Below are 23424 nucleotides of genomic sequence, written 5' to 3' on the forward strand. Positions count from 1 at the left end.
CGAAAGGCACGCCGTCGACTCCCTTCGCCAATATCCCAGCGCACGGGCGAACACAACGCTTTTCGAGCCAGATACCCGCAGGGTTCACATGGACGAGGAAGCGGTACGCGACCGGCTCAGCGAGATCGACGACCCGATGCTCGGGGACGACCTCGTCTCGCTCGGGCTCGTCAACGACGTCACCGTCGACGCCGAGACGGTGTCGATCGATCTCGCGCTCGGCGCGCCGTACTCGCCGGCCGAGACGGAGCTGGCGGGCACGATCCAGGAGGCGTTCGAGGACACCGAGTACGCGGTCGACCTCTCGGCGAGCGTCCCCGGCCGGGACGACGCTCGCCCCGAGGAGGCCGTGCTCCCGAACGTCAAGAACGTCATCGCCGTTGCTTCCGGGAAAGGCGGCGTCGGGAAGTCGACCGTGGCCGTGAACGTCGCGGCGGGCCTGGCCAGCCGCGGCGCCCGCGTCGGCCTCTTCGACGCGGACGTCTACGGCCCGAACGTCCCGCGGATGGTCGACGCCGACGAACCGCCGATGGCGACCGAGGACGAGACGCTCGTCCCGCCCGAGAAGTACGGCGTGAAACTGATGAGCATGGCCTTCCTCACCGGCGAGGACGACCCCGTCATCTGGCGCGGCCCGATGGTCCACAAGGTGATCACGCAACTCACCGAGGACGTCGAGTGGGGCCACCTCGACTACCTCGTCGTCGACCTCCCGCCCGGGACGGGCGATACGCAGCTGACGATGCTGCAGACGATGCCGGTGACCGGCGCCGTGATCGTCACGACCCCCCAGGACGTGGCGCTCGACGACGCACGGAAGGGACTCGAGATGTTCGCCAAACACGAGACGGTCGTCCTTGGCATCGTCGAGAACATGGCCACGTTCGCCTGTCCCGACTGCGGGAGTCAACACGACATCTTCGGCGCCGGCGGCGGGTCGGAGTTCGCCGAGATCCACGACATGCCGTTTCTCGGCTCGATCCCGCTCGACCCCGCCGTGCGGGCTGGCGGCGACGCAGGTGAACCGACGGTCCTGGCCGAGAGCGAGACGGGCGAGGCGTTTCGCGACGTGACGAACGCCGTCGCGGACAACGTCGGGGTCGTCCACCGACGCGCCGTCTCCGAGGCGGACGACGCCGCGGCGCCGACGCCGGACGACGATTGACCATGCCCGAGGATTCGATCGCCGACGACCCGGACCGCGCGCGGCTGCTCCGCGACGTGGCCGAGGAGATCCGCGGCGAGTCAAGCGAGCGCAAACAGCTGGCGAACGTACTCTACCGGACCAGCGACGTCTACGACCCCGACGAATCGACGACGCCGGAGGAGGTTATTCGCAACGTGAAGTTCATCCTCGAGGTCAAGGAGCGCGGCGGGCTCGACCGCTGAGCGCGACCGCGCTGGCCGATCCGTAGCGGCGTGGCCCCGCGAGCGGTCCCGAGTGCTTTTTTGTCCGCGCGACCGACGAACGGGCGATGGACGTCGAGACGCGGTCGAACCCGTTCGGAATGGACGAAGATTGCCGGAACTGCCCGGCCCTGTGTGACACCCGCGAGTCGGTGGTGCACGGCTACGGCGACGTGGCGGCGGACTTCCTGTTCGTCGGCGAGCGACCGGGCGAGACCGCCGACCGAACGGGCGTGCCCTTCGCTGGGGACGAGGAGTTCCATCCGCTCACTCGCACGCTCGGTCGCCTCGGGCTCTGCGATCTCACCAGCGACCCCGCGCGCCCGCACCTCGAGGGCGCGTATCTCACGTACCTGACGCGCTGTCGGCACCCGGATCGCGTCCCGACCGACGAGGAAGTCGACACTTGCGAACCGTACCTCGACGCCGAGATCCGGATGATCAACCCCGAACTGCTGATCCCGGTCGGCCAGCGAGCGCTCTGGCGATTGGGCGCGGAGTACACCACGCGATCGGCCGACGACCTCCGGATCGAGGACCTCCACGCGACGACGATCAGGGGGCGCGGGTTCGAACTCGTCCCGATGTGCGATCCGCGGGAGGCGACCGAGTCCCGGCGAGACGAGTGGGTTCACGCGTTCGCCGACGTTATGGCGTCGGATTACCGCCAGACGAAGGGCCGACGCGAACGGTAGAGCGGACCCACAGCGGGATACGCGCCGAACGGCGAATCAACTCACCAGTAGGGCGTGTCGAGTCGCCCGCCGCCGCGGGACCCGACGAAGGACAGGCTGGCGACGACGAGGGCGGCCAGAAGCAGCGTTGCGAGTCCCTGCATCCGCCAGTCGTTCCCCGCCGCGTCGAATCCGTACTCGACCAGGAGCGTGTACGCGCCGAGGGCGACGGCGCCGAGAATCGTGAGCGTCCCGAGCGCGCCGACCAGTGTCCGGGTTCGCATACCCGAAGACGGGTTCGGGATCCCCTTAATACGACCGGCTACGACCCGATGCCGTCGGGGACAGGACGGTGTTCGAACCGCCGCGTTCAAGACGCGAGGGGCCCGAAATCCGGTATGATCGTCGTCGTGTTCGTCGACCCGCCGGAGACGGGCCGTCGGTACGTAGAGGCGCTGCTCGACGCGGACGTGGTCGATCCGCCGGAGGCGCGCACGCTGTACGAGAGCGCGGTCACCGACGTCCTCCGCGCGGCTCGGGACAGCAGCGCCGCGGTGCTCGTCAACTACCGCGAACCGGACGGCGTCTCGGACCCGGAGGATCGCGTGCGCTCGCTGGTCTCGACGGTGATCGACGACCCGGACGACGTCCGATTCGAACGCCAGGTCGGCTCGTCGCGGTCGGCCCGCGTCGGCAATACCGTCACCCACCTGCTCGAACGCGAGGACGAGGTGAGCGTCGCCCTCCTCGAACCCACCGTCCCGCTCGTGCGACGAACCGAGATCGACGGCGTGATGATGTCGGTCCGCCGAAACGAGGTCGTCCTCGGATCGAACGCGGCGGGCGACGTCTATCTCAGCGCGTACAGCCAGCCGATCGATTTCACGGACGCCTACGAGCCGCCGACGCTCGCGACGGTCACGGAACGAGCCAGCGTCGAAGGTCTCGCGGTGGGATTCGCGCCGACGATTCCGACGATCGAGACTGAAGCCGGACTGGCAGCGACCGTTGCGACCATCGAGGCGCGAGCCGCGGCCGGAAAACCGATCCCCGTGTCGACGTCGGAGGCGATCGAGGATCTCGGGTTGCGGACCGCTGATGGTCGGACCGTAACGCGCGATTGAATCGGACCGACAACGCTTTTTGCCGGGAGGGAAAACCGACGGTCGCGGTGGGGTGGCAGAGCGGCCCATTGCGCCTGCCTTGAAAGCAGGTGGCGTCAGCCTCATGGGTTCAAATCCCATCCCCACCGTTGCTGTCGCGAACAATTCGTGAGCGACTGCGAGGTGCGGTGGGTTTGAAGTAGACCAGTCGCAGCTCGCGCAGCGACCGAAGGGAGCGAGCAAGACCGTCTGGGCGTGGTTCAAATCCCATCCCCACCGCTTCTGCGACGAACGGACGTGAGGAGCGAAGCGGACACGGTGGGATTTGAATTATACCGAGGTTCTGTGAGCGGAGCGATCAGGTTCTCGGGAGTAGTTCAAATCCCATCCCCACCGCTTCTGCGACGAACGGACTGCAGCGTGAAACCGATCGATTGGCGCGTAACCGCGCAGTACAATTCATCTTCCTGTGGAATGCACGTCCCGCCAACCGCCGGTTTAGAAACCACAAGCTATAGGTGTGAGTGTCGCAAACCTAGGATTAGACGCGGCTAATATAAATATTCGACAACAGCTATGATACGTGATATGGCCGACGAAGGGTCGGTTTCGCGGCGGAACACGCTACGGCTCAGCGGTGCGGCGATGCTTGCGGGACTGGCGGGATGCACTGCGCTGCCGAGCGCACCCGGGCGAGCAGAGAGCGACGGAAACGGCGGCGATCCGGTTGCTGTGGCCTCGTTCTTCAGCTTCTTCGACTTCGGCCGGAAGATCGCCGACGGGACGCCGCTGACGGTGCGCAACCTCGTCCCGACGGGCCTCCACGGCCACGGCTGGGAGCCAAACGCCAGTATCATCCAGGACATCACCGAGGCGGACGCCTTCATCCACGTCGGAGAAGACTTCCAGCCCTGGGCCGACCGCGCCATCCAGACGATCACCGGCGACGGCATCGAGACGGCACTCATCAACGTCAGGGAGGGAATCGAACTAGAGGACCTCGCTGCGTCACTCGACCGCGAGGAGGAGGGCGTCGGCGCCGAGCGAGGGAAGGATCCGCACTTCTGGCTGGATCCGCTTCGCGCGATGCGGTCCGTCGACAACATCGCCGAGGGGTTCGTCGAAATAGCCCCCGAATACGCCGACGCGTTTCGCGAGAACGCCGAGACGTACAAATCCGAGGTCCTCGAACGTATCCACGCGGAGTATCGGGCCATCTTCGACCGGGCGCAGCGCGACATCGTCCAGCTGGCCGCGCACAACGCCTTCCAGTACATCGGCGTCCGATACGGCGTGCAGATGCGGCCGCTCGTGACGAACCTGGCGGCGAGCGGCGACGTCAAGCCCGCGGACATCCGCGAAGCGGAACGGGTTATCCGCGAGAACGACATCCGGTACATCGCGAACGGCGTCTTCGAGTCCCAACGACCGGCTCAGCAGCTCGTCCGCGAGACGGCCGTGGACGCGTACTTCCCCGTGACGCCGTACGCCGGCGTTCGCGAGGAGTGGGTCGAGGAGAACTGGGGCTACGAGGAGATCGCGTACAACATCAACATGCCCACGTTCGAGATCGTCCTCGGCAACGAGACGCCAGAGGACGCGGCTCCGTCGGAGGGCTGGGTCGAACAGTGGCGCAACTTCGAACCGATATGAGCACACAGGACACCGATTCCGCGACGGCGGGTGGCACAGACGAGCGGCCGGCAACCGAGACGGACGCCACGACGAACGAACCGGTCATCGACCTCGCGGACGTCACGTTCGGCTACACGGCGACGCCCGTCGTCGAGGACGTCTCGCTGACCATCGATCCGGGTGAGTACGTCGCCATCGTGGGGCCGAACGGTTCGGGGAAGTCGACACTGATGCAGCTGATGCTCGGCCTGCTCGAGCCCGATACGGGCAGGGCTCGCCTGTTCGACGAACGTGCCGACCGGTTCGACGACGGCGAGCGGATCGGCCACGTCGCCCAGCAGGCCAGCGCCGCGAAAGCGATGCCCATCACCGTCCGCGAGGTGGTGAAGATGGGTCGGTTCGCCCACGTCGGATTCGATCGACTGATCGACGAAGACCAGACGCTCGTCGACGCAGTGCGCGAGGACCCGCTCGGGACCTCCAGCGGCGCCCTCGATGCCGTCTTCGGACGACTTTCCGCGTCGGACTGGGCGATCGTCGACGACGCACTCGCGACCGTCGGGATGAGTGCGTTCGCCGACCGGCGCGTCACGCAGCTCTCGGGTGGGCAACGCCAGCGCGCGTTCATCGCGCGGGCGCTGGCGAGCGAGGCCGACCTGCTCGTGCTGGACGAGCCGACCGTGGGGGTCGACGCCGAATCGGTCGACGCCTTCTACGACCTGCTTGCGGCGCTCAACGCCGATGGCATCACCGTCGTCCTCATCGAGCACGACCTCGGGGCGGTCGTCGAGCACGCCGACCGCGTCGTCTGTCTGAACCGCGAGATCTATTTCGACGGACCGACCGACGAGTTCGTGGAGAGCGACGCGCTGGCCCGGGCGTTCGGGACGGAGGCGCGATTTCTCACGGGGGTGGGCGGATGAGCGTGGGTCCGGCAGTCGTCCTCGCGGGAGGCGGGATCACCTCGGTGGACCCGTCGCTGCTCCTCTCGCTACTGGGCGGTCTCGGCGCAATCGGCGACTTCGTCTTCGAGTTTCTCATGTGGGTCCTGGCGCAGTGGTACTGGCTGATGGACTGGGTGTACTACGTCACGGGCCTGGAGATGCTGAACCCGCGCTACCGGTTCATGCACCGGGCGATACTCGTCGGGCTCTGCGTCGGCGTGATGGCCCCGCTCATCGGGACGTTCCTCGTCCACCGACAGCTCGCGCTCATCGGCGACGCGCTCGCACACACCGCGTTCGCGGGGGTGGCCGTCGGCCTGTTCCTGAACGCCGTCCTCGACCTCGGGGTCTCGCCGTATCTCACCGCCGTCGTCGTGGCGATGATCGCCGCGCTATTCATCGAACTCATCTCCGAGGTCACGGACGCCTACAACGACGTCTCGATGGCCATCGTTCTCTCGACGGGATTCGCGCTGGGGACGACGCTCATCAGCCTCAACGCGGGCGGGCTCGCCGTCGGCGTCAACCAGTTTCTCTTCGGGAACCTGTCGACGGTCTCGCCTCAGAGCGCCGCGATCCTCCTGGTGCTGTTTGCCGTCATCGTCGGGACCGTGGCCCTGACACGCAACCAGCTCCTGTACGTTACGTTCGACGAAACGGCAGCCGCAGTCTCCGGCATCCCCGTCAACTGGTACAATCGGGTGATGGTCGTGTTGACGGCGATGGTCGTCGTCGGAGCGATGCAGATCATGGGCGTCATCCTCGTCGCGGCGATGCTCGTCGTTCCGGTCGCGGGTGCGACGCAGGTGTCCCGAAGTTTCTCCGAGTCGCTCGTTCTCTCGGTCGTACTCGCCGAACTGGCGGTGTTGCTGGGCATCGGCGTCGCCTTCTACGGCGGCGTCACGGCCGGCGGCGTCATCGTCCTCGTGGCCGTCGGAATCTACATCTGCGCCGTCGGGCTGGGCAAAGTGCAGTCCGCCCGCGGTGAACAGGTCACGCCCAGCATGGGTAGCATCGAGACCGAGAGCGCGGATGCGAGCGCGGGACGGGGTGACGACTGATGGTCGCAGCCAGCGATGGCGACTCGCCGGACGGCGACCCCGCCAGAAACGACGGGGAACGCAAGTCGGACGAATCGACACGAATGCTGAGCGCGGTCATGGAGGACTATATCAAGGCGATCTACGTCCACGAGGAGGACGGCGACGGACGGGTATCGACCTCGGCCCTCGCCGACGACCTCGAGGTCACCGCGCCGACCGTCTCCGCCACGCTGAAAACGCTCGAAGAGCGGGATCTCATCGACCGCAAGGAGTACAAAGGGGTGACGCTCACCGAGGAGGGCGAACTCGTCGCCCTCGAGGTCCTCCGACACCACCGCATCCTCGAGACATTTTTGACCGAACGGTTCGATTACGACTGGGCCGACGTCCACCGCGAGGCCGACAGACTCGAACACTACGTGTCCGAGGAACTGACCGACCGCATCGCCGAAACGCTGGGAAACCCGCCGGTCGATCCCCACGGCGACCCGATCCCCGACGCCGACCTGTCCGTTCCCGAAGGGCGTGAAACCATCCGCCTCGCTGAGGCCGAGGAGGACGAACACGTGACCGTCCACCGAATCCACGACCAGGACGACGCGGACCTTCGATACCTCGCCGATGTCGGCATTCGTCCGGCGGTCGAACTCGCGGTCGTCCGCGTCGCGCCGTTCGGGATGATAACCGTCGAGACGCCGGCGGGTGAGCAGAGCCTCCCGACGGAGATCGCCCGGTTGATCGAAGTCGTGCCGGCGGCCGCCGCGGACGGAACCGAGACGTAAGTTCGATCACGCTTCCGAGAAGGCCACCCGTGACTCGCGCCGATCGCGAATTGTTCGGGCCACCGTGCCTCGTGGTTCGCTCCGCTCACCGTTCGGATTGCCGAGATTCTCACTCCGTTCGAATCTCGCAAGCCAGGGGTGGGATTTGAACCCACGAAGTCTCGATTACAAGTCGAGTGCATGAACCGCCCATGCTCCCCTGGCGCAGTGTTCGGTTGTCAGTCGACCCTTGACTGTGTTTCGTTTTCACCCGGTTCGTCGAGGCGCCGGGTCACCGTCAGGCGGTGCGGGTCGTAGCCCGCGCGTCGGTAAAACCGCCGGGCCGAATCGTTCGACGCCATGACGTCGATCTGGCAGATCTCGACGCCGCGGTCGGCCAGTTCCGATTCGACGGCCGAGAGCAGCGTCGTTCCGATGCCGCGGTCGCGATGGGCGGGTTCGACCCAGAGATTCGAGAGCGTGCCGCGGGTGACCGACAGTTCGAAGGTCCCGGATTCGACTGCGAAACTCGCGAAGCCGACTATCTCGTCGTCCAACCTGGCGACGAGGAGGCAGTCCGCGACCTGGTGGGCGGCGATGACGTCGCGGATCGTCGATCGGTTCGACTCGACGTCGAGGTGCGAGCCGTGGTCGCGCTGCTCGGCCGCGAGCGAGAGCCAGCACTCGACGAGGCGATCGAGATCGGCGCCCGTCGCGGGCTCAATGCGTAGATCTGACGGGGGCATCCTCGAGGGCCTCGACGGCGGGTAGTGGATCGCCGGTCAGGAGGGTCAGCGCCGCTCCGCCGCCGGTACTGACGTGGGAGAAGCCGTCGACGCCGAGTTGGCGAAGCGCCGAGGCGGTGTCGCCGCCGCCGACGATGCTCGTCGGGACGGCCGTCGCCGCCTCGAAGAGTTCGCGCGTTCCCCGTTCGAAGGCGGCGTTCTCGTAGACGCCTGCCGGCCCGTTGAGGATGACCGTCTCCGAGTCGGCGAAGACGTCGGTGTAGGCCTCGATCGTCCGCGAGCCGACGTCCATCGCGAGATCGTCGTCGGCCGGCAGGTCCGATCGGTCGAGCTCGACCCGCTCGCCGTCGCGTTCGACGGCGACGTCTCGGGGGAATTCGATGCGGTCGCCGTAGGCCTCCAGCAGGTCGGCCGCGCGATCGATCTCGTCGAAGAACCCGCGCTCGTAGATGACGTTCGAACTCGCGTCGCCGAGGTTGACGCCGCTGGCACTCAGGAAGACGTTGCCGACGAGCCCGCTCGCGAGCACCGTATCGGCCAGACCGTCCTCGAGGACCCGTTCGGCGACGTCGAGCGCGCCGGAGACTTTGGCCCCGCCGAGCGCGTACGTTCGCGGCCGGGCCGTCGATTCGACGTCGCCCAGCGCCGCCAGCTCGCGTTCCAGGACGTGCCCGGCGTAACTCGGAAGGACGGCGGGAAAGCCGACGAGCGAGGGCTGGGACCGATGGGAAGCGGCGAAGGCGTCGTTGACGTAGACGTCGAGGACCGGCGCGAGTCGCGAGACGAGGTGGGTCTCCGCCGCGCGCTCGGGGTCGAACTCCATGTACTCCTCGCTGTAGAAGCGGGTGTTTTCGAGGAAGAGACACTCGCCGTCCGCGAGGGCTTCGATCGCCTCGCGAGCGGTCCGTCCGTGGGTTTCGTCGACGTAGGAGACGGGAAAGGAGAGCGCGTCGTCGTACCAGTCCGCGTGGGCCGACAGCGTCGCGAAGTCGTCACCACCGGGTCGGCCCTGGTGGGCGAGCACGGCGACCCGGGCCCCGCGGTCAAGCAGGGTTTCGAGCGTGGGCACGTGCGCCTGGAGACGGGAGTCGTCGAGCAGGGTCTCGTCCTCGACGGGACTGTTGACGTCGACGCGCACCCCGACGACGGTCCCGCGTGCGTCCAGATCGTCGAGCGTCTCGATCATCAGGCGAGAGTCCACTGGCGACCCCGAAAGGTCTTTCCATCGGTTCGACGCTGGTGCAACGCGGCGTCGTCGGTACGTGGGTCGATCGTCGGTCCGGCCCCGTCACGTCGATCGACAGATCGGACGGCGGCCGTCACATCGATCGGCAGTCGGCGCAGACGAGCTGTCCGTTGGATTCGGCGAGCGTGTCCGCGAGCGTGCCACAGACCTCGCAGATGCTCTGCTCGGCGTACTCGGAGCCGCCGTTCGTCCGGGGTTGCTCCGCGTCGATCGGGGCGCTCGAGGCGAGCTCGAAGTCCTCGCGCTCGGACGTCGTCGTGCCGGGGAAGGCGCCGGCCGCGGCGATCACGTCGCGCTGGGTGAGGATGCCGACGACGCCGTCCGCGTCCTCGACGACCAGGTTGCGGATGTTGTCCCTGGCCATGATGTCCGCGGCGTCCGAGAGCGACCGATCCGGCTCGATCGAGATGACGGGAGCCGACATGACCTCCTCGATCGTGACCTCGGCCGGCTCTCGTTGCCCGGCCACGACCCCGAGTACGTCCCACTCGGTCATGATCCCAACGGGCTCTCGGCCGCGAACGACCAGGACCGAGCCGGTTCGTTCGTCTCGCATCAGTTCGACGGCGCCGAGTACACTGTCGGACTCGCTCACGCCGACGTAGTCCTTCGTCAGGACGTCCCTGACCGACAGGTCCGGTTCCATGCAAGTTTCTAACACACAGGCGCCCTAAAACCTACCTCCGGTACGTTTTTGCCCGCGCGCTGTGTAGATTTTCGGACTCCTCCGTCGGTCGGAACTGGAGCCGATTAGCGAGTCGCGTCGCAGGTCGATCAGGTCGATTCCCAGGCGAGATCGACGCGGTGCCCGTCCGCTCGACAGCGTTCGAGCGCGTGTTTGGCGTCCATCCCCGCGGCGTGTGCGCTCTCACCGCGGCCGACGCCGACGCGAACGTCGACGTCGACGCTCGTTTCGACGTGGTCGATCGCCTCGGAGTAGGCCCCCCGATCGAGGGAGGGACAGACCGCGATGATGTTGTCGCCACCGACGAAGAACGAGAGGCTGTCGTGGCGCGAGCGCATGTGGCTCATTAACGCGGCGTAGGTCTGTTCGATCTCGACGAAGCTGTCGTAGGCGTTGAGCGCGTCCGTGTACTCGGACGTCGCGTCGACGACGTCGAAGTGAGCGATCTGGACGTCGTCGGCCGTCGCGTGCTGGGCCTCGATGGGACGGCCGCCGAGGATCTCTCGTCGGCTATCGTCCTGCGCGCTGCCGGCGTCCTGGAGTAACTCCGTCGCGTCTTCGAGCGCGAGGACGGGCGTCGTCCCGGTCGCCACGCCGAGACTGAGCGTGACGGGGTAGCGATTCGCGACCGACTCCTGCAGGAGTCGGTGGTCCGCGATGTCGAGGCCGTTCGTCACCGCGATCATGTTGTCGAATCGCGTGAAGAAGACGTAGCCGTCCCTCGCGCCGACGAACTGCGAGACGTCCGCGTAGAGGCGCGATTGTAACGTCTGGAGGTCTGCTTCCCGCCGGGGTTCCGGCGTGACCGTCCACGGGCCGTAGTTGTCGATCTGGAGGAGCGAAACCTGCGTGTTCGTCACGATAGCTGAACAGATCCACTGGGTTCGTATAAGTGATACGCAATCCAATTTCGTTACGGAGCGACACTGACGGGCGAGGGGACGGAGAGAACCCGAAGGCCACTCGAATAGCGTGGGGTCAGCTCAGGCAGACTTTCGCTCGGGATTCGAACCGGCCGGGTGGTACTCCCAGAAGTCACCGGCCCGCATGGCGTCGCCGACCGCCTTGTGGAGGTCGACGATCGTTTCGAACTCCGCCGGTTCGACGTACTCGAAGATGTCCGCGAGCGAGACGACGCGTCGGTGATTGATGCGAATCGGGTCGTCACCGTACTCGTCGACGAACGCGTCGCGTTCGAGCGGGAAATCCTCGTCCTCGTCGACCTTCTTCGCGATGACGGCCATGTCGTACTTTCGACGCCCCTCGCTTCCCTCCTCGCCGTCGGGATCGTGCGGCCAGTCCATACCGGGATTCTCGGCGGCGATCGCAAAAACGTTGTCTTCCGCGCGGGCCGATCGGCCAGCGTCCCCGCTCGTCGATCACCGCTCACCCGGTGGTCTCTCACTCGTCGAGGGCTTCCTCCTGTGCGGCGAGTTCCGCGAGGAGTTCCGCGCGGTGTTCGTCGAGCAACGGGGCCCGTCCGCGCGGTTGCGGGTTCGTCTCGGTCATCTTGATCGCGCTCCCGGCGATCTCGACGGTCTCGTCGGTCCCCGGTTGGTCGACGTCGTAGAGCATCTCCCGCCGGTGGACGTGCTCGTCGGCGAAGATGTCCTCGGTGTCGTGGACCGGAGCGACGGGGACCTCGCCCTCCAGTCGATCCAGAACTTCGTCGATCGTGCGGTCGGCCATCCAGTCGGCGACGACGGCGCGGAGGGACTCTCGATTCGCCACGCGGTCCGCGGGTTGGGGATAGGCCTCGGCCAGATCCGGTCGGTCGATGGCAGCACAGAGTGCCCGCCAGTGGTTCGTCCCGAAGGCGGCGACGACGACGTAGCCGTCCGCGACGGCGAAGGCGTTGTACGGAAAGAGCGTCGGGTGGGAGTTGCCCCGCCTCGAGGGCGGTTCGCCCTCGTAGGACTGGAGGTAGATGGCCCGCTCGGTCATGCTGATCATCGAGTCGTACATGGCCGTGTCGACGAACTGCCCCTCGCCGGTCCGCTCTCGGTGGTGGATCGCGCCGAGGATGCCGATGCAGTTGAGCGTCCCCGTGAAGAGGTCGCCGATGCCGGGCCCGACCTTCATCGGCGGGCCGTCCGCGGCACCGGTGATCTCCATCACTCCGCCCAGGGCCTGGGCGATGATGTCGAAGGCCGGGTTGCCCTGCCGGTCCGTCTCGCCGGTCCGCGGGTCGCCGAAGCCCCGGATTGACGCGTAGATCAGCTCGGGATTGCGCGCTCTGAGCGTCTCGTAGCCCAGGTCGAACGACTCCATCGTCCCCGCGCGGTAGTTCTCGACGACGACGTCGGCGGTCTCGACCAGGTCGAGGAACGTCTCGCGGTCGGCCGCCCCGCTCAGATCTAGTTCGATGCTCCGCTTGCCGCGATTGACGCTCTGAAAGTAACCCCCGTACGGTTCGGCGTCCGGATTCTCGAGGTGGGGCGGGCTCGAGCGGATCAGGTCGCCGCCGGGACGTTCGACTTTCACGACGTCGGCCCCCATATCTGCGAGAAGCATCGTACAGTACGGACCGGCCAGCACCTGCGTGAGATCGAGCACGCGGAGGTCCGAGAGTGCGCCCATACGAGTGCCCTTGCGGTATAACCGGGTTAATCCTTACTACCCGGGCGGACGGGAACGGGCGCGGCACGCTGTTCCGGCGGTCCGCGAGCGGCCCGGTAATTTCCGGTCAACTAGGAGTCGATAGATTTACAACGAGTAGCCGAGAACGACGGTTCGAGTTGAGTATCACACATGCCGTCCGAACCCGAGCGGCGATGCCTCCGCTGCGACGCCGCCGCAGGCTACAACCGCGTCGTTCTCGATCTCGTCGCCGACACCATCGTGGGCTCACTCTGTCGGAACTGCGAACTCGATCACCTCTCCGACTGGACCGAGTCGGCTCGAGAGCGATCGATATCCGCCTGCCACTGTCGCGGCTGTAATCGCGATCCACACGTTTCGTTTCCGCGATGGCTCCCCGAGACCACCGTCTCGGACGGCGTCATCGAGTCAACCGTGACGTACGATCGCGCGGAGACGTCGCTTCTCCTGTGTGACGAACACTTCGACGCGCTCGTTTCGTGCGAGTCGGTGCCTCCATCGACCACCCCGGCGGCCGCCGAATTCCGATAACTCGGTACCGGGGGCACCGACCCGGTGAAAACCCAATCGGGGACGGACGCATCGACGGGCTCGCGACGCGCCGGAAAACGTCGTAGAACTCAGAACGGTGAGTGTCGGTCCGCGGAATCACGTGCCAGACGAGTCCACGCGGGAGCGAGCCCAGTCCACGCGGACGTACGAGGCAAGTCCACGCGGGAACGATGGAGCACGGTCGGCGAGGACGACGTGGAGCGACGCCACGGCGGGCCGACAGTTCGGATCCACGGCGGCGACCTCGCGCGGGCGGACGATGAGACCCGGCCGTCGATCACGGAGCACGGCTCCCAAGTTATGTAGACATTCAAGCATCGAAACCTATAAACTGGTGATATTCAGGCAGAAACTCGGTGGTTTTATGAGTGATTGTTGACTTCGTCAACGCAATGTTGCTCGAAGGGGATCGATCGATTCCGACGGACGAATCGGTCAGTCTGGCGATAATCGAGGCCGTCGCGGCACGCGAAGACGTCGACCCGGTTGACCTCAACCCACCGGAGTACGAGGCGCTGTTCGACGTCTGCGATCCAGAAGCGCTCGACGCACTCTTTCGGGATCGACCGACCGGGGATGCGGCGGCCGATATCGCGGTTTCACTCGTCTTTTGCGGATACGAGCTCACCGTCACCGGACCCGACGACGTGACCGTCTCGGAGTCGCGGTAACCGGAGACGGCGACCGATCATCGGCACGTCGACAGCGACCGGACTCGCGTCTGGACGACACGCTGTAGCCGGGCGTAGCGAGACATCGGGCCGTTCGACCGTGTGATCGGCCCGGTCAGTCGGTTTCCTCGCCGGCACACACGGCTTCGAAGACCGTCCGGTGCATGCGCGAAGTCACGTGGGAGGCGATCGTGGCCAGGTTCTCCGTGTCGGCCCGATTGTAGCGGATCAACGTCTCGAGCGCCTCGTCGTCACCGGCCTCGTACGCGCGCCATAACCTGACCGCATCCCGTCCGGAGAGGTCCGGGAGGTCGCGCTCGATCCCGAGCGCCGACTCGACGCCGTCGAGGCCGCCCGTGAGGTCGAGCGACCGGCAGGGGTAGTACAGATCGAGGTGCGGCGCGGATAGTTCGACGTCGAACGACGACTCCAGAAACGGAACGTCGAATCGCCGACCGTTGAACGTCACGAGCAGCGGAACGTCGTCGAGTTCGGCCCGGAGCGTCGCCGCGTCCAGATCCGTCCCACGGACCAGCGTCGTCGTTTCGCCGGCCCGGTGGATCGTGACCGTCGTGACGTCGTGGCGATCCCGCGAGAGCCCCGTGGTTTCGATATCCAGATAGCAAGCCTCGTCGCCGGCGTTTTCGAAGAGCCGCCACTGGTAGCGAGGCGGCACCTCCTCCGCGAAAAATTCGAACTCGTTCCGCGAGAGGTGCTTCCGCGCATCGTCGATGAACGATTCGATGCGCGCGGCCGTCTTCGGACCGACGGCGTCGGCGCTGAACTCGTCCCAGTGCGTGATGCCGTCCGTCCAGAGTTGCCGTTCCGTGGCTTCCCCGACCCCGTAGACGGGAATGAAACTGTTCTCGATTCGCACGGGTGCTCAGGGGCGCCGAATCGAGAAAAGCGCTCGGGTTCGGGTTCCGATACTTCCGATACTGGCTCGGCGATCCGCTCCGGTACTCCTCGGTGTTGTCCGAGAGGTATCCGTCTCCGTCACTCCTCGGTGTTGTCCGAGAGGTAGTACGTGCGGTCGATCACCTCGACGATGGCTCGACGCCACTGCGAGACGGTCGACCCGTCGGCGTCCGGAATGTCGACGACCACCCGATTCCCGGAGACGGAGACGTCGACCTCGCCGGCGGCCTGGTCGGCGAACTGCTCGAGCTGGTATCGGAGCAACCGATTCGTCGAATCGGTGGCCTCGTCGTCGAGTTCGTACGTGAGCGTCACGCCGTCGTCGTCCGCGGTCGCCTTCGCGGTGAGTCTGCGGGTCGAACGAGAGAGCGACGGCGCCTCGTCGTTGACCCGTTCGACGGCGTCGTCGACGGATATCTCGGCCGATCGCGTATCCTCCGGCGAGAACTCCTCGAACGTGTACTCGATCCCCTCCGTCGATCCGTCGACCGACGCCTCGGTGACGTCGGCGTCCGGATCGACCTCGTCGTTCGCCGTCTCGAGGGCGGACGCGTCACCCTCGCCATCCGCGTCCCGTTCGTCGACTGGGTCGGAATCGGGGTCGTCGGTCGATTCGCGGTCTGGGTCGTCTGACTCGTGATCGAGTTCCGATCCGTCCGCCCGCTCCGTCGCGTCCGTCGACTCGGCCGACGGCTCTGCCTGAACGTCCGACTCGTCAGCATCACGATCCGGATCGCCTGCGGTCAGTTCGCTGTCCGACGAATTCGGCCCACTCGGCTCGGCGGTCGACGCGGCGGGCGCGTCACGATCGGTATCGTCTTCGTCGGCGGCGGATGCGTTCGCGGTTGCCGCGTCGGCTTCGTCCGTCCGCGTCTGGCGCTCCTCGTCGAGGCGCGTGCGCAATTCCAGCAGTCCGAGATCCTCGAGGAGCGCTTCGAACAGTTCGGCCGCCGTTCGATCGTCGACCGGCTCCTCGCCGTCGGTCGTCCGTGCCACCGCTTCGAGTTCGTCTTCGGTCACCACGTCGAAGATGGACGCCGCCTCCTCGTCGACGTCCGTGGAGAGCGAGCCGCGATCGAGGAGCGAGTCGCCCGCGTCCGCCGACGAGTCTGCCTCCTCGGCGGTGGTTCCTTCCTCGTCGGCGTCCGCGTCCCCGGCGCCAGCCCCTTCGGCTGCATCTGCCTGCGCGACCGAGTCGGCATCCCCGACTGGATCCGTGGTGACGACCCCGTCGTCTGTGTCCGGGTCGTCAGCATCGTCGGCCGCTGGCGTCGTCGTTCCCCCGAGGACGATCGGTTCCTGTTCGGCCGTCACCGTTGAATCGTCTCCGTCTTCCTCCGCCGACGCATCGGGCGATCCGGATTCGAGGGCACCGGCGATCACGGACTGGTTCGCCGCGATCGTCTCCCGGTCGAGCGGGGTCGCGTACCACGGGGTCCGATCCGGCGACGTGACGAATCGGCCTCGGTTCGGGGCTTCGGCCGGGTCGGCTGCCGACGCTTCGTCGGCGGTGGTCGCGCCGGACTCGTCGGGCCGTCGGTCGGGGGCGTTCGGGCCGCGGACGGGGGTCGGGTCGGCCCCGAGCGAGGCGCGCGAGGGCTGTGGCGGTGCATCCGATTCGCCCTCCTCCACCTGCGTCTCCGCTGGATCAGCCGCCGTCTCGTCGCTTGATTCGACCCCGTCGGTAGCGGAATCGGCGGGTTCGGTGGCGGCGTCGGCGGCGTGACCACCCGCGGGGTGGTCGCTTGCGGTGGACGGTTCCGTCCGCGTCGCGCCGGCTCCGGTCGCCGCCGTGTGCGGGCCGGCGGCCGTCGCAACCTGGCCGGCATCGGGCCCGGACCCGATCGTCGTCCCGCCCCCGTTCAGGTGTAGTTGCGTCCCGCCGCCCGCCGTTCCGTCGACCGTGTGGGTGAGGTCCGTGATGTCGTCGTCGAGGGTGTCCTCGAGTTTGTCGATCTTGTCACCGACGCCGCGCAGCGCCAGGGAGATATCCCAGAGAACGACCGTCGCGAAAAACAGGAGCGCGAGCAATACGGTGACGGCCACGCCGCCGAGGATCTGCACGTCGACTTCCATAGGTACTAGGTACGGAGGTCGAAGGTTCGACATATAGAGGTTCGTCCCGTTTCAGCGCTCGAATCGACGGTCGAGGTGGCCTTCGAAGGCGCCTCGGCTCGCCGACGATCGGTTCTCACTCGAGCGATTCGGCGTAGACGTACCCCGCCTCGGTCGCCCTCGGGCGATGGCCGTCGAGCGTGAGTCGCCAGTCGTCGACGACGGCCGGCTCCGACAGCGCCCGCTCGGCGGTCGTCCGCACGTCGTCGACGTCGAGCCCGTAGAAATCGGGCGGGACGTCGGCCAGGTACCGAAGTGCGGTTTCGAAGAGTCGGAACAATCCAGCGTCCGACCCGAAGTCCACCCGCTTGTACACGCCGGCGGCGATCTGGACCATCCCGTGGCAGAACGCGCTCTCGGTCGTTCCGGCGCCGTAGTTGTACCACTCGTCCTCGAAACAGTCGTGCGATTCGTGGTACGCGCCGTCGTTGAAGAGGCCGACGCCGTGGCGCAACGCCCGCCGCAACGTCGCGTGCTCCCACCGGCGTGCGGCAAGATCCCACCCCGTCGGGTTGCCCAGCGGGGGCGGTTCCGACGGGGCCCGGGTGTGTTCGTCCATGGACCCAAGTAGGGTGAGCGTACCGAAAAAGGCGCGGCCGCGGCGGCTCGACCGCGTGCAGAATCCGTCGGTCAATCGGTGCCTGCGTATCCGTGCCCGGTCGTTTACCCGGGCTGGTGCCGTATCGGGAGGCATGCAGTATCCACGCGGCCGGTGTGACCGCTGTGGGGGGCGCATGTACGCACAGATTCGGGGCGGCGTTCGCTGTCCGAACTGCGACCGAACGGTCCGGCGATCCCGAGGGCGAACGAATCGATTCCGTCACCCGTAGCGCGATACCCATCGAACGCCTACTGGGTCCGGACCCCTGGCCAGTCGCCTCGTTCCCTCGCCCGCGACCGGAATCGCAGGGTATTCAAACGAACCCGACGTAGTCCGGACCGCGTGCGAGGGTAGCCAAGCGGCCAACGGCGGCGGACTCAAGATCCGCTCGTGTAGACGTTCGTGGGTTCGATCCCCTCCCCTCGCATCGCAGTGCGCCGCACCGCCGCGGCGCGCGAGATGCGGAAGATCGGCACGAAGCGATCTTCCCTCGCAAATTCCTCTCGACGAAGCGGTCGATCGATACGACAGTGCTATCGGCGTTTCGTTGGGGGACGAGTCTGACATGGATAGCCCCAACGGCGGATTGATCCGGGACGGTACTGCCGACCGCCACACCTTACCCGGCGGGCGACGCAGGGAACGCATGGACGAGTCACGCGATGACATCGATGTCGAAGGCCTTGCCCTCGAGGCGGCGCGGGCCGGGGCCGCCGTCGCCCGGGAATCGTTCCGCCAGGAGTTGTCCGTCGAAACGAAGGCGAACCAGATGGACGTCGTGACGCAGGCCGACCGGGAGGCCCAGGACGCCGTCGTCGGTCGGATACGCGAAGCGGCCCCTGACGACGCGATCGTCGGCGAGGAGGACGGCACTCCGAGCTCGATTCCGGCGAGCGGCCGGACCTGGATCGTCGACCCGATCGACGGCACGGCCAACTACGTGCGCGGCGTGCCGACCTTCGCCACGGCCGTGGCCGCCGTGGCGGGCGATGAGACGCTTGCGGGCGCCACCGTCTTTCCCGTACTCGACGATACCTACGTCGTCAGCGGCGAGGAACCGCGCCTGAACGGCGATCCCATCACGGTGAGCGAGCGAGCGGATCCGAAGATCTGTACCGTCAGTCCGGGGCTGTGGTGGGACCGGGACCGCCGCGACGAGTACGCACGCGCCTGCGACGAGATCGTCCACCGATTCGGCGACATGCGTCGCGTCGGCTGTGCGCAGGCGGAGCTCGCGATGGTCGCGACCGGCGCGCTCGACGCGATGATCGCCAACGTGGCCGCCGCGCCCTGGGACACGGTCGCCGGCGTCGAACTCGTCCGGACCGCCGGCGGCACCGTGACGGACCTCGAAGGAGAACCGTGGACGGTCGACAGCGAGGGCCTCGTCGCGTCGAACGGTCGCATCCACGGCACGGCGCTCGCAGCCGCCAGCGCAATCGAAGATTGACGGCCGACTCTCAGCGTCCGAGTAGAAGCGGGGCGCCCGCCCATTCGACGGTCGTCGAGGCGGTCAGTGATCACCGTTCGTGTCCGAAACGGAACCAATAACACAGCGGCCCGCTGGCGGAACCGTCTGTACGAATACGTTGATCTCGGAAAACCACTGTCGAGACGGCACGTTACGCGAGCACGGCTGTTATCTTTCCAATCCATCCGGTGAGAAGCAAGATGCCGATAGCAATGAGGAAAATTCCGTTGAGTTTCATGGCCACCGGCAGCCACTTTTTCTTCAATTCGGAGCTAAGCGAAACTCTGTCGGCCAGTGCTGCTGAGAGCAAGAACGGAATGGATAATCCGAACGAGAATACAACCAGCAGTAACGCACCCTCCGCGACGGAAACTGTGGCAGCCAACGTCAGAATCGCCGCCAGTACCGGCCCGATACACGGAGTCCAACCGGCACCAAAGCCAGCGCCCACGAGCAACGATCTGCTGTAACTTTGCGACTGGTCGGAATCAGGGTTGAACAACTTCCACTCGGAGTGTAATTTCTGTATTTCCAACACACCAGCCACGTTCAAGCCAAACAGAATGATGACTACCCCGCCGATTCGTGCCAGCCAGACACTAAATGCCGAGAACGCGTTACCCAGTACACTAGCGCCGAGGCCGAGGGAGACAAATACAGTTGAGAACCCAACACAAAAGAGCACAGCGTTGATAAAGAGGCGTACTCTGTCTTTTCCGGTTCTCTTATTGGTTCCGTTCTGCCCCACTTCCTGGTGACTGACGCCCCCGATGAACGAGAGAAAGAGCGGAATCAATGGGAAAAAGCACGGTGAGAAGGCAGCGAGGATTCCGGCGCTGAACGCGGTAATCAGAAAGACGCTGCTGGTTTGTGTATTTTCCGACCCAGACGTGCTATCGAGGGCGTGCTTGACAGTTGACTGTGCCTGATCGGACTGCGGGTCGAACTGCCCCATCCAGCGATGTACCACGGTACCATCTTCGTCAATCAGCACAGTTGACGGCGTTCCAATGGTCTGGAACGTCCGAACAACCCGCCTGTTTGGATCGTGCAGGGTCGTGAACGTTACGCCGGTATCATCGACGAACTGTTTAATTTCCTGTGAGCTGCCTGTATCGTCTATGCTCGCACCGACGACGACGAGCCCGTCATCCGAATACTGTTCATAGAGTTGCTGTAATTTCGGCATTTCCTCGCGGCATGGGTCACACCAGGTCGCCCAGATATTGAGCATAACCACCTTCTCCCCTTCAAACTGAGAGAGACGCACAGTTTCACCGTCGAGCGTTTCTGCGCTATAGTCGGGCGCCGGCTCACCGATCGCAACTCCGCTACTGTTCAGATCAGTCCCGGAGGTCTGGAGATAGAACCCAATTCCGCTCGCGACGATCGCTACGACCAGTACGACACCAAGTATTGGTTTTAAATTTTTCATATGGCGTCCGTATGAGTTGTTGATCAGTAAGTTGATTTTCGGTCAGCGAGTTAGAACGTAGAAAAATATCCGCGCTTGTCATTCCCACGCCATACGATGCCAGTTCCATCGGTTACCGAAGTGAGGTGAGGGTTGTGACCGTGGAGATCGACGTCACTGAACTCGACTATTCCCCCGTCGGACGTCACTTTGGTCAGTTGCACTATTGTACCACCGCCACTCCCGTGGCTCGTGGACGAATTGTCCCGGTCCGTGGACTCGTTCGTTGTACCGGTGTGACCCATATGGCTGTCAGAATTCTCGCCGAGCAGACCCTCATATGCGACCCAGGCATCCCCGTTGGGAGCAACGTGCAGCGCTGGTTGGGTTATCGGCGCGTACTCCGGCGTGAAAATGGACACCGGATCGTCAGGCCATGATCGGCCGTGATCCGTGGAGACTCCGTAGTAAACGCCGTAATCATCCGTGCTTCCGCTGAACCAGGTAGCGTGCAAACGCCCGTCCCCGTCCAATCCGATGTCCGGGCCGGAATGGGGACACCCATCGTAGTGCCAGTTGTGATCGTAGAATTTCACAGGCGTTCCCCACGTCCGGCCCCCATCGGTGGAATACGCGACCACGTGGTCTCGAATATCCATCTCATCGGACGGGTAGACCTTCCGCCAGCTTACGTACACCGTCCCGTCCGACCCAGCTGCCAACGCCGGTCGGCAACACGGACAGGCAGGACTATCGGGATCGACGTTGACACCAAGATCGCCCGCGCTCGACGTCCACGACCGGCCTCCGTCCGTCGACCACATCACGCGTATTGATCGCCCGGAACTGGTTGCACTGGCAGACTGTAGCGTCGCCACGTACAGTTTTCCATCGGGTGCGACGGCCAGATTGTGGTAGTCCCGCGTTGCTGGCGTCTCATCCACCTTCGGGCCGACCGTAGTAACCTCGAAACTTCGGCCACCGTCCGTCGACCGGGCGAATCGGATAGAGCTTTTACCGTATTCGTACTCCTCAGCCTCCGGATAATGCGAATCCCAGGAGACGCAAAGCGTGCCGTCAGTAGCTACATCCAATTGCTGGGGCGCCGATTTAGATGAATCGACAAATCCGTCCGTCTCGTTGACGCGCGTCGCTTCACTCCACGTCTCGCCACCGTCTGAGGACCGCTTCAGAAACAGGTCCTTGCCCCCGCCTTCGGCAGGCTCGACGTACGTCAGATACGTCGTTTCCGATGCGGAGTCGTGAACGGCTTTCGGCAATGATGATGTGGCGGACGTTATCTGCGCTGGATCACTTATTCCAAGCGTCTCCGTCGTCCCAGCCTCCGTTTTCGGATCTGTACGGGTGAACCCGAGGCAACCACCGAACATTCCCGCAGCGCCAACACCTGCAATCGAACCGAGGAACCGTCTCCGTTGCATATTCCAGACGGATGTACGCAATATTAATACTGTATTGGTACAATAGTAGAAACCCTGTGATCCGAGACCGGCCAGGTCCGTTCACCATGCGATAACCCGTCCATTCCGTTCGAGATCGACTGGAGAACCGTAAAGACAGGGCGAACTCGACGGCTGTGCTCGACGAACGGCGTCCGAGCAGCGCGAGGACCGTGTTCGAACCTTCGTGTCCGAAACCGGAATCAATAACATAGCGGCCTCCCGGCTGAAACGTATGAACGAGTACGTCGACCGCTACGGGCCCGAACGGGTCTGGGCGGCGATCGTGATCGCCGTCGTCGCCGTCGTCGCCGCCCTCGTGGCCATCTTCCCGCAACGGGTTGGCGTGGACGTCCTGTGGCAGTACTTCTGGGGGCCCGTGGTCGCCGACGCGAACGGCATGAACTGCGTGGCGTGGGCCGGCGGCGAGCAGCTATCGTGCTCGGTCGCCGGACCCGATTCCGGGCCGACGGCCAGCCCGGGCTACACCGCGATCTCCTACGCGGGGTACATTCCGACGCTATTACTCCTGTTGACCGGGTTCATCTTCGTCATCGACCGCCTCGATATCGACCGCTATCGCGCCGGATTCTGGGGACTGTTCCCGTTCATGCTCTTCGGCGGCGCGTTCCGGGCCGTCGAAGACGCCAACGTGGCCGTCAACGAGGCGACGGGCGACGCCGCGCTCTCGCTGCCCTGGCAGGCGCTGATCATTAGCCCGTTCATCTACGTCACGGTCGCGTTCATCGCCCTCTGTGCGGTCGTGATCGCGGTCTGGCTCGACCGGCGAGGAATCGTCTCGCGCTACGAGTACCCGCTCGCCGGGATGGGAACGGCGTTACTCCTCGGGTCGATCGCGATCCTCGCGTCCTGGGCCGCCGTCGGCGGACACGGCTTTTACCCCTCCTTCGCCGTCGTCACGCTCGGACTCGCGAGCGCGATCACGGCCGCGGTCTGGCTGGCCATCCAGCGGTTTGCCCCCGAGTTGAACGCGGGAACACGGAAGATGGGCATCGCCGTTCTCTGGGCCCACAGCGTCGACGGCGTCGCCAACGTCCTGGGTCTGGACTGGGCGACGGCATTCGGCCTCCCCACTAACCTCGTACCGAAGCACCCGATCAACGCCGCCGTCCAGCGCTATACGGGCGAACTACTCCCCCAGTCGATCGAAGCGACGACCGGCGACACCTGGCCGTTCCTCCTCCTGAAGGTCGGGGCGGCGGTCTTCATCATCTGGGCGTTCAACGACGAGGTGTTCGAGGAGAGCCCGCGATTTACAATCCTGCTCATGCTGACCGTCGTGGCCGTCGGCCTGGGTCCCGGCACGCGCGACATGCTCCGTGCGACCTTCGGCGTGTGACGCCCCGCACGGCGATC

Annotated in this window: 24 protein-coding genes and 3 tRNA genes; 14 read left to right on the top strand and 13 right to left on the bottom strand. The window is 65.4% G+C overall.

Annotation, left to right across the window (positions count from 1 at the left end; translation table 11 throughout):
• Positions 1–88: 88 nt before the first annotated feature.
• From MXA07_RS11040 to MXA07_RS11050, 3 genes are all read left to right on the top strand, one after another.
• Entirely contained in the window at positions 89–1165 is a 1077-nt protein-coding gene (locus tag MXA07_RS11040) for an Mrp/NBP35 family ATP-binding protein (RefSeq protein WP_247728656.1), read from the top strand.
• Between the two features lie 2 nt (positions 1166–1167).
• The gene (locus MXA07_RS11045) at positions 1168–1389 is read left to right on the top strand and encodes a DUF7976 family protein (protein ID WP_247728657.1); all 222 of its coding nucleotides are present in this window, start codon (positions 1168–1170) and stop codon (positions 1387–1389) included.
• Positions 1390–1475: 86 nt separating this feature from the next.
• Complete coding sequence (locus MXA07_RS11050; protein ID WP_247728658.1) at positions 1476–2102, top strand: uracil-DNA glycosylase; 627 nt, start codon at positions 1476–1478, stop codon at positions 2100–2102.
• 41 nt (positions 2103–2143) lie between these two features.
• Here the strand turns inward: MXA07_RS11050 and MXA07_RS11055 are convergent, their stop codons facing one another.
• Positions 2144–2365, bottom strand: a complete 222-nt coding sequence (locus MXA07_RS11055) for a hypothetical protein (protein ID WP_247728659.1) — start codon at positions 2363–2365, stop codon at positions 2144–2146.
• 114 nt (positions 2366–2479) lie between these two features.
• Between MXA07_RS11055 and MXA07_RS11060 the strand changes: the two genes are divergently transcribed.
• The 6 genes from MXA07_RS11060 (at position 2480) to MXA07_RS11085 (ending at position 7588) form a co-directional block, all read left to right on the top strand.
• On the top strand, positions 2480–3205 hold the full coding sequence (locus MXA07_RS11060) for a hypothetical protein (RefSeq protein WP_247728660.1): 726 nt from the start codon (positions 2480–2482) through the stop codon (positions 3203–3205).
• A 46-nt stretch (positions 3206–3251) separates the two neighbouring features.
• Positions 3252–3333, top strand: a tRNA-Ser gene (locus tag MXA07_RS11065).
• Between the two features lie 439 nt (positions 3334–3772).
• Complete coding sequence (locus MXA07_RS11070; RefSeq protein WP_247728661.1) at positions 3773–4837, top strand: metal ABC transporter substrate-binding protein; 1065 nt, start codon at positions 3773–3775, stop codon at positions 4835–4837.
• Positions 4834–5742, top strand: coding sequence for a metal ABC transporter ATP-binding protein (locus tag MXA07_RS11075; RefSeq protein WP_247728662.1), 909 nt, complete (start codon positions 4834–4836; stop codon positions 5740–5742). Before MXA07_RS11070 ends, MXA07_RS11075 begins: the two co-directional genes overlap by 4 nt.
• Positions 5739–6824, top strand: coding sequence for a metal ABC transporter permease (locus tag MXA07_RS11080; RefSeq protein WP_425492154.1), 1086 nt, complete (start codon positions 5739–5741; stop codon positions 6822–6824). Before MXA07_RS11075 ends, MXA07_RS11080 begins: the two co-directional genes overlap by 4 nt.
• Positions 6825–6907: 83 nt before the next feature.
• The gene (locus MXA07_RS11085) at positions 6908–7588 is read left to right on the top strand and encodes a metal-dependent transcriptional regulator (RefSeq protein WP_247731746.1); all 681 of its coding nucleotides are present in this window, start codon (positions 6908–6910) and stop codon (positions 7586–7588) included.
• A gap of 130 nt (positions 7589–7718) precedes the next feature.
• On the opposite strand, the gene MXA07_RS11090 is transcribed toward MXA07_RS11085, so the two are convergent.
• The 7 genes from MXA07_RS11090 to mct all read right to left on the bottom strand — a co-directional run bounded on the left by MXA07_RS11090 (position 7719) and on the right by mct (position 12824).
• Positions 7719–7792: transfer RNA gene (locus MXA07_RS11090), tRNA-Thr, on the bottom strand.
• A 14-nt stretch (positions 7793–7806) separates the two neighbouring features.
• Complete coding sequence (locus MXA07_RS11095) at positions 7807–8313, bottom strand: GNAT family N-acetyltransferase (protein ID WP_247728663.1); 507 nt, start codon at positions 8311–8313, stop codon at positions 7807–7809.
• Positions 8288–9499: a phosphoglycerate kinase gene (locus tag MXA07_RS11100; protein ID WP_247728664.1), complete on the bottom strand. Its 1212-nt coding sequence runs from the start codon at positions 9497–9499 to the stop codon at positions 8288–8290. Before MXA07_RS11100 ends, MXA07_RS11095 begins: the two co-directional genes overlap by 26 nt.
• A 133-nt stretch (positions 9500–9632) precedes the next feature.
• Positions 9633–10205 carry a CBS domain-containing protein gene (locus tag MXA07_RS11105; RefSeq protein WP_247728665.1) on the bottom strand — a complete coding sequence of 191 codons (573 nt, stop codon included), beginning with the start codon at positions 10203–10205 and terminating at the stop codon, positions 9633–9635.
• A 128-nt stretch (positions 10206–10333) separates the two neighbouring features.
• Positions 10334–11104, bottom strand: a complete 771-nt coding sequence (locus MXA07_RS11110) for a GTP cyclohydrolase III (RefSeq protein ID WP_247728666.1) — start codon at positions 11102–11104, stop codon at positions 10334–10336.
• Between the two features lie 123 nt (positions 11105–11227).
• Positions 11228–11548 carry a DUF5785 family protein gene (locus tag MXA07_RS11115; protein WP_247728667.1) on the bottom strand — a complete coding sequence of 107 codons (321 nt, stop codon included), beginning with the start codon at positions 11546–11548 and terminating at the stop codon, positions 11228–11230.
• A gap of 97 nt (positions 11549–11645) precedes the next feature.
• On the bottom strand, positions 11646–12824 hold the full coding sequence (mct, locus tag MXA07_RS11120; protein ID WP_247728668.1) for a succinyl-CoA:mesaconate CoA-transferase: 1179 nt from the start codon (positions 12822–12824) through the stop codon (positions 11646–11648).
• A gap of 171 nt (positions 12825–12995) precedes the next feature.
• Here mct and MXA07_RS11125 point away from each other — a divergent pair, with 171 nt between their 5' ends.
• Together MXA07_RS11125 and MXA07_RS11130 are read left to right on the top strand one after the other, a co-directional pair.
• Entirely contained in the window at positions 12996–13376 is a 381-nt protein-coding gene (locus tag MXA07_RS11125; protein WP_247728669.1) for a hypothetical protein, read from the top strand.
• Between the two features lie 413 nt (positions 13377–13789).
• Positions 13790–14068 carry a HalOD1 output domain-containing protein gene (locus MXA07_RS11130; protein WP_247728670.1) on the top strand — a complete coding sequence of 93 codons (279 nt, stop codon included), beginning with the start codon at positions 13790–13792 and terminating at the stop codon, positions 14066–14068.
• A gap of 115 nt (positions 14069–14183) precedes the next feature.
• Here the strand turns inward: MXA07_RS11130 and MXA07_RS11135 are convergent, their stop codons facing one another.
• The 3 genes from MXA07_RS11135 to MXA07_RS11145 all read right to left on the bottom strand — a co-directional run bounded on the left by MXA07_RS11135 (position 14184) and on the right by MXA07_RS11145 (position 17660).
• Entirely contained in the window at positions 14184–14945 is a 762-nt protein-coding gene (locus tag MXA07_RS11135; protein WP_247728671.1) for a ribonuclease H-like domain-containing protein, read from the bottom strand.
• A gap of 119 nt (positions 14946–15064) precedes the next feature.
• A complete protein-coding gene (locus MXA07_RS11140) occupies positions 15065–17062 on the bottom strand; it encodes an AAA family ATPase (protein ID WP_247728672.1) in 1998 nt (665 codons plus the stop codon).
• Between the two features lie 115 nt (positions 17063–17177).
• Positions 17178–17660 carry a DUF309 domain-containing protein gene (locus MXA07_RS11145; RefSeq protein ID WP_247728673.1) on the bottom strand — a complete coding sequence of 161 codons (483 nt, stop codon included), beginning with the start codon at positions 17658–17660 and terminating at the stop codon, positions 17178–17180.
• Positions 17661–18046: 386 nt separating this feature from the next.
• On the opposite strand from MXA07_RS11145, the gene MXA07_RS11150 reads away from it, so the two are divergent.
• Both MXA07_RS11150 and MXA07_RS11155 read left to right on the top strand, forming a co-directional pair.
• A tRNA-Leu gene (locus MXA07_RS11150) sits at positions 18047–18129 on the top strand.
• Positions 18130–18348: 219 nt separating this feature from the next.
• Entirely contained in the window at positions 18349–19152 is an 804-nt protein-coding gene (locus MXA07_RS11155; RefSeq protein ID WP_247728674.1) for an inositol monophosphatase family protein, read from the top strand.
• A gap of 172 nt (positions 19153–19324) precedes the next feature.
• Here the strand turns inward: MXA07_RS11155 and MXA07_RS11160 are convergent, their stop codons facing one another.
• A complete protein-coding gene (locus MXA07_RS11160; protein ID WP_247728675.1) occupies positions 19325–20608 on the bottom strand; it encodes a redoxin domain-containing protein in 1284 nt (427 codons plus the stop codon).
• Between the two features lie 50 nt (positions 20609–20658).
• Positions 20659–22029, bottom strand: coding sequence for a hypothetical protein (locus MXA07_RS11165; protein WP_247728676.1), 1371 nt, complete (start codon positions 22027–22029; stop codon positions 20659–20661).
• A gap of 253 nt (positions 22030–22282) precedes the next feature.
• On the opposite strand from MXA07_RS11165, the gene MXA07_RS11170 reads away from it, so the two are divergent.
• On the top strand, positions 22283–23407 hold the full coding sequence (locus MXA07_RS11170; RefSeq protein WP_247728677.1) for a DUF63 family protein: 1125 nt from the start codon (positions 22283–22285) through the stop codon (positions 23405–23407).
• Positions 23408–23424: the final 17 nt, after the last annotated feature.

This window comes from Halovivax limisalsi (genome assembly GCF_023093535.1).
GTDB lineage: Archaea > Halobacteriota > Halobacteria > Halobacteriales > Natrialbaceae > Halovivax > Halovivax limisalsi.

What these genes read in the sequence shown, in the direction of transcription:
- mct (WP_247728668.1), bottom strand. Translation starts at nt 12,824, where the DNA reads ATGGGCGCACTCTCGGACCTCCGCGTGCTCGATCTCACGCAGGTGCTG.
- MXA07_RS11050 (WP_247728658.1), top strand. Translation starts at nt 1,476, where the DNA reads ATGGACGTCGAGACGCGGTCGAACCCGTTCGGAATGGACGAAGATTGC.
- MXA07_RS11145 (WP_247728673.1), bottom strand. Translation starts at nt 17,660, where the DNA reads ATGGACGAACACACCCGGGCCCCGTCGGAACCGCCCCCGCTGGGCAAC.
- MXA07_RS11055 (WP_247728659.1), bottom strand. Translation starts at nt 2,365, where the DNA reads ATGCGAACCCGGACACTGGTCGGCGCGCTCGGGACGCTCACGATTCTC.
- MXA07_RS11045 (WP_247728657.1), top strand. Translation starts at nt 1,168, where the DNA reads ATGCCCGAGGATTCGATCGCCGACGACCCGGACCGCGCGCGGCTGCTC.
- MXA07_RS11080 (WP_425492154.1), top strand. Translation starts at nt 5,739, where the DNA reads ATGAGCGTGGGTCCGGCAGTCGTCCTCGCGGGAGGCGGGATCACCTCG.
- MXA07_RS11155 (WP_247728674.1), top strand. Translation starts at nt 18,349, where the DNA reads ATGGACGAGTCACGCGATGACATCGATGTCGAAGGCCTTGCCCTCGAG.
- MXA07_RS11060 (WP_247728660.1), top strand. Translation starts at nt 2,480, where the DNA reads ATGATCGTCGTCGTGTTCGTCGACCCGCCGGAGACGGGCCGTCGGTAC.
- MXA07_RS11040 (WP_247728656.1), top strand. Translation starts at nt 89, where the DNA reads ATGGACGAGGAAGCGGTACGCGACCGGCTCAGCGAGATCGACGACCCG.
- MXA07_RS11140 (WP_247728672.1), bottom strand. Translation starts at nt 17,062, where the DNA reads ATGGAAGTCGACGTGCAGATCCTCGGCGGCGTGGCCGTCACCGTATTG.
- MXA07_RS11070 (WP_247728661.1), top strand. Translation starts at nt 3,773, where the DNA reads ATGGCCGACGAAGGGTCGGTTTCGCGGCGGAACACGCTACGGCTCAGC.
- MXA07_RS11170 (WP_247728677.1), top strand. Translation starts at nt 22,283, where the DNA reads ATGAACGAGTACGTCGACCGCTACGGGCCCGAACGGGTCTGGGCGGCG.
- MXA07_RS11095 (WP_247728663.1), bottom strand. Translation starts at nt 8,313, where the DNA reads ATGCCCCCGTCAGATCTACGCATTGAGCCCGCGACGGGCGCCGATCTC.
- MXA07_RS11100 (WP_247728664.1), bottom strand. Translation starts at nt 9,499, where the DNA reads ATGATCGAGACGCTCGACGATCTGGACGCACGCGGGACCGTCGTCGGG.
- MXA07_RS11165 (WP_247728676.1), bottom strand. Translation starts at nt 22,029, where the DNA reads ATGCAACGGAGACGGTTCCTCGGTTCGATTGCAGGTGTTGGCGCTGCG.
- MXA07_RS11115 (WP_247728667.1), bottom strand. Translation starts at nt 11,548, where the DNA reads ATGGACTGGCCGCACGATCCCGACGGCGAGGAGGGAAGCGAGGGGCGT.
- MXA07_RS11105 (WP_247728665.1), bottom strand. Translation starts at nt 10,205, where the DNA reads ATGGAACCGGACCTGTCGGTCAGGGACGTCCTGACGAAGGACTACGTC.
- MXA07_RS11085 (WP_247731746.1), top strand. Translation starts at nt 6,908, where the DNA reads ATGCTGAGCGCGGTCATGGAGGACTATATCAAGGCGATCTACGTCCAC.
- MXA07_RS11160 (WP_247728675.1), bottom strand. Translation starts at nt 20,608, where the DNA reads ATGAAAAATTTAAAACCAATACTTGGTGTCGTACTGGTCGTAGCGATC.
- MXA07_RS11075 (WP_247728662.1), top strand. Translation starts at nt 4,834, where the DNA reads ATGAGCACACAGGACACCGATTCCGCGACGGCGGGTGGCACAGACGAG.
- MXA07_RS11125 (WP_247728669.1), top strand. Translation starts at nt 12,996, where the DNA reads ATGCCGTCCGAACCCGAGCGGCGATGCCTCCGCTGCGACGCCGCCGCA.
- MXA07_RS11130 (WP_247728670.1), top strand. Translation starts at nt 13,790, where the DNA reads ATGTTGCTCGAAGGGGATCGATCGATTCCGACGGACGAATCGGTCAGT.